This is a genomic window from Maribacter dokdonensis DSW-8, assembly GCF_001447995.1.
GTDB lineage: Bacteria > Bacteroidota > Bacteroidia > Flavobacteriales > Flavobacteriaceae > Maribacter > Maribacter dokdonensis.
Map to the genome: position 1 here is coordinate 88,479 of NZ_LDPE01000001.1, position 11,341 is coordinate 99,819.

13 protein-coding genes are annotated in these 11,341 nt (G+C 35.5%); 5 read left to right on the top strand and 8 right to left on the bottom strand.

Features of this window, described 5'->3' with window-relative positions; all coding sequences use genetic code 11:
• The first annotated feature begins 10 nt into the window (after positions 1-10).
• Together I600_RS00370 and I600_RS00375 are read left to right on the top strand one after the other, a co-directional pair.
• Positions 11-394: an START-like domain-containing protein gene (locus I600_RS00370; protein WP_058104221.1), complete on the top strand. Its 384-nt coding sequence runs from the start codon at positions 11-13 to the stop codon at positions 392-394.
• Positions 395-446: 52 nt separating this feature from the next.
• Positions 447-1,304: an aminotransferase class IV gene (locus I600_RS00375; protein WP_058102540.1), complete on the top strand. Its 858-nt coding sequence runs from the start codon at positions 447-449 to the stop codon at positions 1,302-1,304.
• Here I600_RS00375 and I600_RS00380 read toward each other — a convergent pair.
• The 5 genes from I600_RS00380 to I600_RS00400 all read right to left on the bottom strand — a co-directional run bounded on the left by I600_RS00380 (position 1,301) and on the right by I600_RS00400 (position 5,826).
• Entirely contained in the window at positions 1,301-1,861 is a 561-nt protein-coding gene (locus I600_RS00380; protein WP_058102541.1) for a YqgE/AlgH family protein, read from the bottom strand. The genes I600_RS00375 and I600_RS00380 overlap by 4 nt on opposite strands.
• A 112-nt stretch (positions 1,862-1,973) precedes the next feature.
• A complete protein-coding gene (locus tag I600_RS00385; protein ID WP_257786218.1) occupies positions 1,974-2,249 on the bottom strand; it encodes an HU family DNA-binding protein in 276 nt (91 codons plus the stop codon).
• A gap of 170 nt (positions 2,250-2,419) precedes the next feature.
• Positions 2,420-3,367, bottom strand: a complete 948-nt coding sequence (gene fmt, locus I600_RS00390) for a methionyl-tRNA formyltransferase (protein WP_058102543.1) — start codon at positions 3,365-3,367, stop codon at positions 2,420-2,422.
• A 1-nt stretch (position 3,368) separates the two neighbouring features.
• Positions 3,369-5,264 carry a RecQ family ATP-dependent DNA helicase gene (locus tag I600_RS00395; RefSeq protein WP_058102544.1) on the bottom strand — a complete coding sequence of 632 codons (1,896 nt, stop codon included), beginning with the start codon at positions 5,262-5,264 and terminating at the stop codon, positions 3,369-3,371.
• On the bottom strand, positions 5,257-5,826 hold the full coding sequence (locus I600_RS00400) for an AAA family ATPase (protein ID WP_058102545.1): 570 nt from the start codon (positions 5,824-5,826) through the stop codon (positions 5,257-5,259). Before I600_RS00400 ends, I600_RS00395 begins: the two co-directional genes overlap by 8 nt.
• An 87-nt stretch (positions 5,827-5,913) precedes the next feature.
• On the opposite strand from I600_RS00400, the gene I600_RS00405 reads away from it, so the two are divergent.
• From I600_RS00405 to murA, 3 genes are all read left to right on the top strand, one after another.
• Positions 5,914-6,201 carry a DUF493 family protein gene (locus tag I600_RS00405; protein WP_058102546.1) on the top strand — a complete coding sequence of 96 codons (288 nt, stop codon included), beginning with the start codon at positions 5,914-5,916 and terminating at the stop codon, positions 6,199-6,201.
• Between the two features lie 81 nt (positions 6,202-6,282).
• Positions 6,283-6,936 (top strand): DUF4290 domain-containing protein, encoded by a 654-nt coding sequence (locus I600_RS00410; protein WP_058102547.1) that lies wholly within the window; start codon positions 6,283-6,285, stop codon positions 6,934-6,936.
• Positions 6,937-6,951: 15 nt separating this feature from the next.
• Positions 6,952-8,259 carry a UDP-N-acetylglucosamine 1-carboxyvinyltransferase gene (murA, locus tag I600_RS00415; RefSeq protein ID WP_058102548.1) on the top strand — a complete coding sequence of 436 codons (1,308 nt, stop codon included), beginning with the start codon at positions 6,952-6,954 and terminating at the stop codon, positions 8,257-8,259.
• Between the two features lie 69 nt (positions 8,260-8,328).
• Here murA and I600_RS00420 read toward each other — a convergent pair whose 3' ends face one another.
• The 3 genes from I600_RS00420 to I600_RS00430 form a co-directional block, all read right to left on the bottom strand.
• Entirely contained in the window at positions 8,329-9,321 is a 993-nt protein-coding gene (locus I600_RS00420; RefSeq protein WP_058102549.1) for a pirin family protein, read from the bottom strand.
• 26 nt (positions 9,322-9,347) lie between these two features.
• Entirely contained in the window at positions 9,348-9,791 is a 444-nt protein-coding gene (locus I600_RS00425) for a VOC family protein (protein WP_058102550.1), read from the bottom strand.
• Positions 9,792-9,871: 80 nt separating this feature from the next.
• Entirely contained in the window at positions 9,872-11,299 is a 1,428-nt protein-coding gene (locus I600_RS00430) for an amidohydrolase (protein ID WP_058102551.1), read from the bottom strand.
• Positions 11,300-11,341 lie beyond the last annotated feature (42 nt).

Here is an 11,341-nt window from a genome sequence, read left to right on the forward strand (position 1 = left end):
TAGCATGACAATGAGCGATAAAATAAAATTTGAAATAGAGTTTGTAATTCAGTCTTCACCACAAATGTTATATCAGTACTTAGCAACGCCTTCAGGACTGTCTGAATGGTTTGCGGATAATGTTAATTCTAGAGGTGAAAAATTTACCTTCATTTGGGACGGGGCAGAAGAAGAGGCTAAACTGTTAAAAAGAAAAACAGATGAGTTTGTACGTTTTGCTTGGGAAGAAGCAGACGATGATAGCTTTTTTGAAATGAAGATAATAGTTGATGAAATAACAAAAGATGTCTCATTGTTTATAACTGACTTTGCCGAAGAAGATGAGATAGACGAGTCTAAAATGCTTTGGACCAATCAAGTATCTGATTTAAAACAGGTATTGGGTTCAGCTTAAAAATATTCTTATTTACAGTATCTTTGAGCCTTAATTTTTTAAGGCTTTTTTTATGTTCAATTTTAATGGCGGACTACTAGAGGATAATTCATCTTTTCTAAATGAAAAGAATAGGGGAGTGCAGCTGGGTGATGCCGTTTTTGAAGAGTTAAGGGTGGTGAACGGTGAAATAATTTATCTAGAAGATCATTATTTGCGCCTAATGTCGTCCATGAGAATATTGAGAATGGAAATTCCAATGAACTTTACTATGGAGTTCATGGAAGCTGAAATTCTTAAGATATTCTCTGAAAGTGACCTTAAAAAAGCAAAACGGGTTAAATTCAACGTTTTTAGAAATAGTCAAGAAGATTATTTGGATTCTGATAATAGTATTTCTTATTTTATTAACAGCAGTACGTTAGAGAATCCTTTTTTTGTATTGAACAATAGCATTTATGAAGTAGAACTTTTTAAAGACTTTTATAAAAATTCTACGATGCTATCTAACTTAGATACCAACAATAAAATTTTAAGTGTTGTAGCTGCGATTTACGCCCGTGAAAATGATTATCAGGATTGTCTGTTGCTTAACGAGAGAAAGCAGGTTATAGAGGCTATAAATGGCAATATTTTTGTAGTAAAAGGTAGTCAGGTTAAAACTCCGCCCATTACAGATGGTTGTACCAATGGTATTCTTAGAAAAAAATTGGTGGAAGTGATTTCTAATTTAAAAGAGTTTGAGTTTGTGGAAGACAGTGTTTCTCCTTTTGAGCTACAAAAAGCAGATGAACTTTTCATAGTCAATGCAATTGACGGAATTATACCTATAACCAAATACAGAAAGAAGGAATTTGTTAATACCGTTTCTAAAAGTTTATTGGGTAAACTAAATGCTGCGGCAAGATTGTCTTTAAGTCCCGGGAGTTAATTTAAACTTGGGTTCTCTGGAGCATTTGACCATAAAAGATAATTACCACCTAATTGAATCATATTTTCTTTCCAAATGGCTTTTGCGGCCCTTTGAATGATTCTGCTTTCATGTTCATTTTCTACAACTATCCACGATTTTGAAGTAAGCTCTTCGTCTAGTTGTAAAGATGACCAGCCCGAGTATCCTAAAAAGAATCGAATATCATCTTCTGATATAATTTCCTTATTGATCAATTCTACAGTGGTTTCAAAATCTCCTCCCCAATATATACCATCAGAAATCTCAACACTGTTGTCAATTAAATGTGGAACCTTGTGTATAAAATAGAGGTTGTCTTGCTCTACGGGACCGCCATTGTATACTTGAAAAGGTAATTCTATTTCAGTAACCAATTCATTGATTTGGTACTCTAATGGTTTATTTAAAATAAAACCAACTGAGCCCTCAGTACTGTGTTCTGCTAATAAAACTACAGACCGGTTAAACGAAACATCTCCGGTCAACGATGGTTCGGCCACTAGTAATTTTCCTTTGGTTGGCTTTAAAGCTATCATAAATTTGATATGATTATATTTCTAAAGTAAGACAAATCCTCTTAAAAATCAAAAACATAGAAATAAAAAAAGCGCCTTTTATGGCGCTTTTCATAAATTTATCAGTGTAAAATTAGTTTACAGCTTTACCTAAATCAGCACCTGCTTTAAACTTAACTACATTTTTAGCAGCGATTTGGATAGTTTTTCCAGTTGATGGATTTCTACCTTCTCTTGCATTTCTTTTAGATACGGACCAAGAACCGAAACCTACTAAAGAAACTCTATCTCCTTTTTTAAGAGAATTTTCAACATTTCCCAAGAAAGATTCCAATGACTTTTTTGCCGCAGCTTTTGTGATGCCAGCGTCAGCTGCCATTGCATCGATCAATTCTGTTTTGTTCATAATGTGATAATTAATTGTGATTAAATAATTTATACCTACTAACAAATTTATATGGATTTCTGGGCAACGCAAGTAAAACGGGCGGAAATCCCTTATTTTGTTGATAACTCAGCGTGTTTGTTGATAAAGTAGGTTTTTTTCTACGTTTCTTTCAGCCCAATAATAACGGGGCTTCAGCCCATTTTTGCATTTTCTTCCAAATTAAGACCGTTCAACAGGTCTTTTACTTGCATTCTTTTCTTACCCTGTAACTGTATTTCTAGTAGATTTATATATCCCTCTTTAACGGCTACTTTTATCTCTTTCTTATTAAAAACTAGAGCTCCTACTGCAAGGTCATGTTTTTCGGTTTCGATTTCTACCTTATATATTTTTGTGATGATATTTTGGTCACCATTTGTAAGTGTGGTCCAGGCAGCTGGGTATGGACTTAAACCTCTGATGAAATTATATATGGCAACGGCAGAATTGTTCCAGTTTACTTCACAAGTTTCCCTATGAATTTTATGTGCATCTTTTAAACTAGGTAAATTAGGCTGCGCATGGGTAGTAAAATTCCCTGATTCAATTTGTTCTACGGTTTTTAGTACGGTGTTTGCTCCTAAATGCATTAGCCTATCATGTAAATCTTCGGCATTATCGGTTTCTTCAATCACTGCCTCGTCTTGCATAATTATTTCACCGGTGTCAATTTTTTCGTCAATAAAAAATGTGGTAACTCCTGTTTTTGTCTCTCCATTAATAATTGCCCAATTGATAGGGGCCGCACCACGGTATTGTGGTAAAAGTGAAGCATGTAAGTTAAATGTGCCATATTCGGGCATACTCCATACTACTTTGGGTAACATTCTAAAAGCAACAACAATTTGTAAATTGGCGTTTAGCGATTTTAGAGTATTTAAAAAGTCTCCGTCTTTTAGATTAGTAGGTTGTAGTACTTGAAGATTATTTTCAACGGCATATTTTTTAACTGCAGATTGATTAAGTTTTCTTCCTCTACCCGCAGGTCTGTCCGGTGCTGTAATGACGCCAACAATATTATATTCATTTTTAACCAGTTTATCTAAAATGCCTACGGCAAAGTCCGGTGTTCCCATAAATACAATTCTCAATGCTTCCATATTATAATAGTTGGTATTCGTTAATGTTGTTTAATGTAATATAATTATCCTCCAAGAGCTCTTGTATGGCTGCAATGGTTATCTCTTGAGTGGTATTGAGTTTATTTTGTAATTCTCGTGAACCTGCATTTTTCTCTTTTAATATTTGGATGATCTTTATTTTGGCGTGAACAATAGGTGTGTTTCCTGTTGACTGACTAACGCAAACATCACAGATTCCGCAAGGTTGTTCTTGTTGTTCTCCAAAATAATGTAAGAGCTGTATGCTTCTACACATAGTATCATTTTCAATGTAAGTAAGCATAGCATCAACTTTTGCTATTTTAAGTTGGTTTTGTTCTTCAATATTTTTTGCAAATACATTTATAGTCCTGTCATCATCTCTTGGTACCAAGAAAAACAATTCTAAATCGCTAGATGCGCTTGTGTAATCTATAATCTCATCTTTTGCCAATTGTTCAAAATTTTGATGGATCATTTTTTCTGGTAGAGCTGTTTTTTTGGATAATACATAGGTGTTAATATGTGTGTCAAACTCAAATAACCCACCATAGGTTCGAAGTACAATTTTTATAAAATCACCCAGTTTGTTGTTCTTATCTATATATCGATAAAGGGTGTCCTTGTCCGTTATAAATTTAATGGTAATTTTTTTTGAAAAGCTTTCAGAAAGTGAAATAACCGAATTTCTGTCCAATAACTGTAAGGTATTATAAGTAACAAAGGTATTGAGCTTATAAATACTACAGAATTTATTGAAATTAAGATGAAATTTTGCTTCGGTGAATTCGCCAAATCCAATTTGAAAGAAAGTATTTAGTTTTTTATAGATCAACTTCACCTGGGCAACACTAGGTAGAATTTCAATAAACTGCCTTTTTACCAGAACTTTATCGGTTGTATTGGTCAGAATTATTGCTTTTGAAAATTCCCCATTTCTACCGGCTCTACCAGCCTCTTGAAAGTAATTTTCTAAACTATCGGGAATTTGATAATGTATAACCAATTCTACGTCTGGTTTGTCTATACCCATACCAAAGGCATTGGTGGCGACCATAATTTTGTACTTGTTCTTAAGCCAAAAATTTAATCGTTCTGTTTTTTTTTCCTGATCTACACCGCCATGGTAAAAAGTAGCACTAAGGTTGTTGTTCACCAAGAACTTAGACAATTCTTCTGCCATTCTTCTACTTCTAACGTAAATTATGGCACTATGCCGAACTTTTTGGCAGTATTGTTTTAAAAACCCTCTTTTATCTTCGGTAAACTGAACTTCCAGCCCAATATTTTTTCTAAAAAATGAATCTTTTAAGACTAAAGGGTAAGTAAGTTCTAATGAACTGATAATATCTTCACTTACTCTTTTTGTAGCCGTTGCGGTCAAAGCTACCATTGGAGGAGTAGGGTGTAATTCCCTTAAAATGGCGCAACTTAAATAGGCGGGTCTAAAATCATGTCCCCATTGTGATATACAGTGAGCTTCATCAATAACATACATAGAAACGTTCATGCTTTTTATACGCTCTTGTACTAATTCTTGTTGTAGGCGTTCCGGTGATAGGTATAGGAATTTGTAATTACCATAAATGCAATTATCCAATAGCTTATCGATCTCGTTGAATTTAAGTCCCCCTTTTAGACCTATAGCTTTAATGCCTAATGATTGAAGATTGTTTACTTGGTTTTCAATTAAAGCGATAAGTGGCGATATCACAATGCAAATGCCTTCTTTTGATAAAGCAGGAACCTGAAAACAAATAGATTTTCCACCACCAGTGGGCAGTAGACCTAGTACATCTTGACCATTGATTATGGCATTGATGATTTCTTCTTGAGAGCCCCTAAAACTATCAAAACCCCAGTATTTGGATAAGATTTCTTTTGGGGTATTATTCACTAGCGCCGTTTAAGTGGTCTATTACAAATTGCAATCTATTTTCAATGGTCCCAAAAGGAACTTCAACAGGTTTGTACCCTAATTGTATATACGTGTTTTCCAATTGTTCATGAATACCACAAGCTTGCTCAAAATTTTCCATTCTTTCATTATCCTGTACATAGATTTCTTTCCATGGTGGTAGTATTAACACTTCGTCATACCTGTTTTTTGAACATAAATCGGCATAACGTGGCTCAGGAGATTGCCCAAAATAGTTCATATATGCAATAACGTCAGGTAATCCACGATCGTAGAACACGTGTTCTTTATTTATGTCGTTACCGTTCTCAAAATGCTTTAGTCGAGCATTGATCAACTCATCGTTAAAACTCTTGGCATCTTTAACAAAATCAATAGGGTTGACCAATTGATCTTCTAATGAAACATCACCCAATGCATCTAAAGTCATGGTTCTTATAACTTCATGAAAACAATGGTAGCCATTATTTTCTAGGGATGATATCAATACAGTTTTTCCAGTCCCCGGTCCTCCAGTGACAACAATTCTTTTGCTTTTCAAACTCTTATATTATAAACGCAAAAGTACATAAACCGCTAGTATTAAAAAACTGGTGTATTAGACTTATCTTTGCTTAAAATATGAGTTATGGACGAAAAGAATCCAGAGGAATTTTATAAAAAATTAAGAGAGCAGCTTACAGAAACTTCTAAATGGCCGTCTAATTATCTTTACAAGTTCATTGTTGAAACCGCTACAGGTAAAATAGACCAGATCGAAGCAATTTTTGATAATATGGGAGCTGTCATCAACTTAAAGAAATCCAAAAATGGAAAATATACCAGTGTTTCTATTACCGTTAATTTAAACGGACCTGATCAGGTTATAGAAAAATATAAAGAAGTTGGTGAAATAGGAGGGGTAATCTCCTTATAAAATAGCATTTCATCTATAATTTTATTAATTTGGCATCGTTATTAGAACACTTCTCAAACACATTAAGCTAAAATTTTCAATTTGCAATTAGTAGAAAACCTAGAATATAATACGGAGCGTCCTCATTTGATCATACCTGAATACGGTCGTCATTTTCAAAAAATGGTAGATCATGCAGTATCCATTGAAGATCGCGAAGAAAGAAATAAAGTAGCCCAGGCAATTATAAGTGTAATGGGAAATCTGCAACCACATTTACGTGATGTGCCAGATTTTCAACATAAACTTTGGGATCAACTTTTTATCATGTCTGATTTTAAGTTGGATGTGGACTCACCTTTTCCAATTACTTCAAAAGAGGTGTTGAAACAAAGACCTGATGCATTAGAGTATCCACAGAATTTTCCAAAATACAGGTTTTATGGCAACAACATAAAACGAATGATAGATGTAGCTGTAGAGTGGGAGAAAGGTGATAAACGCTCTGGTTTAGAGTATGCAATTGCCAACCATATGAAAAAATGCTATTTAAATTGGAACAAAGACGTTGTTGACGATAAAGCTATATTTAAGCATTTATTTGAGTTGAGTGATGGTCGTATAGACTTGGCTTCAACAGGTGAAAGCTTAACGGATAGTGGTCAGTTTTTGAAGAATAGAGTTGCTAAAAACCCTAGGTCCAGTTCAAATAAAAAAAATCAAAGAAATAATAACCGCGGTAAAAAACGCTATTAATTTCCACTTCTCTAGATGGGGACATTCAAAATTGAAGGAGGGCACCAGTTATCTGGTGAAATAACACCTCAAGGTGCAAAGAACGAAGCACTTCAAATACTTTGCGCTGTACTACTTACAGATGAAAAAGTAACGATCAACAATATACCGGATATCGTTGATGTAAATAAACTCATTGCACTTTTAGAAGATCTAGGTGTAAAAATTCAGAAGAAAGGCAAAGGCTCCTATACATTTAAGGCAGACGATGTTAATTTAGATTATTTACAATCTGATCAGTTCAAGCAAGATGGTAGAGGTTTAAGGGGATCTATTATGTTGGTAGGTCCATTATTGGCACGTTTTGGAAAAGGATATATTCCTAAACCAGGTGGTGACAAAATTGGACGTAGACGTTTAGATACCCATTTTGAAGGCTTCATTAAGCTTGGTGCAAAATTTCGCTATAATAAGGAGGAATACTTCTATGGTGTTGAAGCTGATAAGCTGAAGGGTACCTATATGTTGTTAGATGAAGCTTCTGTAACCGGAACTGCAAATATTGTAATGGCAGCTGTCTTGGCAGAAGGTCAAACAACTATTTATAATGCAGCATGTGAACCTTATTTACAGCAACTTTGTAAAATGCTAAATAGAATGGGCGCTAAAATTACAGGTGTTGGTTCTAATCTATTGGTTATTGATGGAGTTGAAAAATTAGGAGGTACAGATCACCGTATGTTGCCCGATATGATCGAAATTGGTAGTTGGATCGGTTTGGCGGCAATGACTAAAAGTGAATTGACCATTAAAGATGTAAGTTGGGATGATTTAGGACAAATACCTACGGTATTTGGTAAATTAGGTATCACCTTAGAAAGAAAAGGAGATGATATTTACATTCCTGAGCATAAAGATGGCTACGAAATTCAAAATTATATAGATGGATCTATTTTAACCATTGCAGATGCGCCTTGGCCGGGATTAACTCCAGATTTATTGAGTATTATTTTGGTAGTTGCCACACAATCTAGGGGAGAGGTATTGATTCATCAAAAGATGTTTGAAAGCCGTTTGTTCTTTGTAGATAAGTTATTGGATATGGGGGCAAAGGTTATTCTATGTGATCCACATAGAGCTACTGTTATTGGTCATGATTTTCAATCTACATTGAAGGCGACCACAATGACCTCGCCAGATATTAGAGCAGGTGTTTCTTTGTTAATTGCAGCATTATCTGCTAAAGGAACATCTACCATTCATAATATTGAACAGATAGATCGTGGTTATGAAAATATAGATGAAAGACTACGCGCTATTGGTGCTAAAATTGTTAGAGTGTAATACTTTAATTATAAAATAAATAAAACTCCATAGTAGATGCTTGTCTATTATGGAGTTTTTTAGTTTATACTATTTTTCTATAACTGTCCCATCAGGATATTGAGCAAATCTACCACGATTAACTTCATGGGTATGGTCTGGGTATCTCCATGGCCACCCTCCAAATTGTGTAGTTCTAAATTCATTCATCGCATTTTGTAATTCTTCATCGGTATTCATTACAAACGGACCGTATTTAGCAACAGGTTCTTCAATAGGTTTACCTTGTAGCATAAGTAAATGGGCATCTGCACCAATGGCTTCTATCTTAATTTCTATAGTGGCATCAACATTTACGCCGTGGTTTGGCTCAATGGATTCTCCTGCAAGATTTATGGTGTTGCCATCATAAAAATATACTGTCCTTTGTGTACCTATTTTTGCTTTTGGCAGTGTAATGGTCCCATTTAATTCAACTGTAATATTCCAAATGGCAACATCATTCTCTGGATCATTTGCCCAAGAGCCAGGTGCTGGATCTGGTGCATTGTTTGCATTAAATTGCCCGGCAATAACTTTTACGCTGGCATTTTCTAATTTAACAACAGGAATTTCTTCGTGCCATAACATTTTAAAGTGTGGGGCTACAAATTTACTTTTAGCAGGTAAGTTCAGCCAGATTTGAAATAACTCTAAAGGATTTTCTTTTTGAGTGTGTACCAAGGGAAACATTTCTGAATGCTGAACACCTCTGCCGGCCGTCATCCATTGTACATCACCTTCACCAAAACGCCCAGCGGCACCAAGTGAATCTGAATGATCACAAAATCCTTTATTAACAATGGTAATCGTTTCAAATCCACGATGTGGATGAGCAGGAAAACCTGGCACCGTTGTACCATGATACATTCTATACCCATCCTTTATCTCAAAATCATTCCCTAAGGTTCTTTCTTCTAATGAATCATCTGGTCCTAACTCTCCATTGCCTTTTGGATAATGGTCTAAATGATAAACACAAAATAAAAAGGGATCTTGTGTTTGCCATGGAAAGCCTAGTTTGAAAATGTTTTTAATTTCCATATTTGTTTTAGTTGTCAATTAAACAATCAGTGAATCGCATTGTTGATTTCTACCCAATTGTTCTCTGGGTCTTTTAAATAAATCTGCCTAACACCATCCGCTCTTAAGGTTACTGAATTCTCTGCCCCTGGCCAGTCATAATACGTAATTTGTTTTTCCTCTAAAGAAGCTATTAACTCATCTAATTTTTGGGTGGCCAAACATAGGTGTACACTTTTGCTGTGCTGCATGGCAACACTATCTTTTCCTATTAAATGTAGCTGAGAATTACCTTGTATAACAAACCATTTAAATCCGCTTGGCGCTGATGGATGTGGTATTTCTTTGAGGTTTAAAACGTTTTTGTAAAAGTCTCCCACCTTGTCCAAATCCTTAACGATTACAGAATAATGGTCATAATCAAAATCAAACGATTGGGCAGACACAACTGTACTACATATAGTGAATAGTAGTATGGTTATTTTTTTCATTTTTTTGTTGTTTAAGTTTGGTTCAAGTTACTTAAAAATGAAAGAAGCTATCTGTTAAGATAGCTTCTTTTTCTTTAGAATTATTGACCGTTTAATGGTGGTGGACCATCTATCATAGGTTCATAAACTTCATCACCTTTACGTGTTTTGTATTCTTCTTTTACCTTATTCACCAATTTTGGATTTTGAAAGAGATCTAGCATAGTCATTGCCATTGCCTTAGATGCATGTATCATTCCTTTATGACCAATAGACATGCCGCCGCAAGCCACTACGGCCCAGGAATGCCACGGTGTGCCGGTAGGAGCTACTGATACCCCTAAATTTATATTTGGTACGTTCCAACTTACATCACCAACATCTGTAGATCCACCACCTGGATTCTTTTCCGTTTCCTTTAATGGATGTACCGATCCGTCTATTCCCACCTCTGGTTTACCTGTTGCTTTTTGTATTGCCTTACCAAAGGCAGTTTCTTCTTCAGTGTAGGTAATAGGACCTAACAATTCCAAATTGGATTGCATAATTTCTCCCCCAGACCGGTTTACCAATGTTTCATAAATACCCGATACCAAAGAAATCTTATAATCTACATTGGCCATAATAGCGGCACCTTCCGCCATTTCTTTTACACGTTCATAAGTGGGTAACATTTTTGATCTTTTGGGATCTCTAACACGTACCCAAAGCTTGGCATAGTCTGGGACTACGTTAACCACTTGACCTCCATCTTGTATATGATAATGTATTCTAGAAGTTGGTAAAATATGTTCTCTATAATAGTTTATCCCAGTGGTATAAAGCTCCAGGGCATCAGAGGCACTTCTTCCATTCCATGGATCGGCAGAAGCGTGAGCTGTTTGACCGTAAAATTCTACGATAAAATCTATTAACGAAAGTCCGCTCTGTACGTCTGCCTCTATTTGAGCAGATGGGTGCCAGCTTACATTGACATCTACATCATCCCAAAGTCCGGCTTTTACCATCCAAACTTTTGCAAAATACTTTTCTTCTGCAGGTGTGCCTAAAAATTTAACCGTTCCTTTTATTTTTCCGGCTTCCATCAATTCTTTAATAGCAATTGCCGAACCCAAACTTGCGGTACCGAACATGTTGTGACCACAACCATGCCCAGCCGCACCTTCTTCATAAGGTTCTTTTACGGGTGATGCCTTTTGAGAAATTCCAGGCAAGGCATCAAACTCTCCCAAAATACTGATTACGGGACTTCCTGATCCGTAAGTAGCTGTAAAAGCGGTTGGGATATCTGCAACGCCTCTTGTAACTTTTAGCCCATTTTTTTCAGCATAATCGGCTAAAATTCGTGAAGATTCACTTTCGTCAAAAGCAGTTTCTGCCAATGCCCAAATAGAATCGCTAATTTTAATTAATTCTTCTTTGTGTTTTTCAATAGAAGTGATGATTTGGTTTTTGTCTTTGCTCATTTTCTGGGCAAAAACTGTTGCACTCAAGCAAAAACAGAGCGCCATTAGAATTGTTTTTTTCATTTTTTCAATTAGATTAAGTAGTTGTTTTGATTAGTCCTTTTA

Coding starts and splice junctions, on each gene's coding strand:
- I600_RS00370 (WP_058104221.1), top strand. CDS start 11: ATGAGCGATAAAATAAAATTTGAAATAGAGTTTGTAATTCAGTCTTCA.
- I600_RS00375 (WP_058102540.1), top strand. CDS start 447: ATGTTCAATTTTAATGGCGGACTACTAGAGGATAATTCATCTTTTCTA.
- I600_RS00380 (WP_058102541.1), bottom strand. CDS start 1,861: ATGATAGCTTTAAAGCCAACCAAAGGAAAATTACTAGTGGCCGAACCA.
- fmt (WP_058102543.1), bottom strand. CDS start 3,367: ATGGAAGCATTGAGAATTGTATTTATGGGAACACCGGACTTTGCCGTA.
- I600_RS00405 (WP_058102546.1), top strand. CDS start 5,914: ATGGACGAAAAGAATCCAGAGGAATTTTATAAAAAATTAAGAGAGCAG.
- murA (WP_058102548.1), top strand. CDS start 6,952: ATGGGGACATTCAAAATTGAAGGAGGGCACCAGTTATCTGGTGAAATA.
- I600_RS00420 (WP_058102549.1), bottom strand. CDS start 9,321: ATGGAAATTAAAAACATTTTCAAACTAGGCTTTCCATGGCAAACACAA.
- I600_RS00425 (WP_058102550.1), bottom strand. CDS start 9,791: ATGAAAAAAATAACCATACTACTATTCACTATATGTAGTACAGTTGTG.
- I600_RS00430 (WP_058102551.1), bottom strand. CDS start 11,299: ATGAAAAAAACAATTCTAATGGCGCTCTGTTTTTGCTTGAGTGCAACA.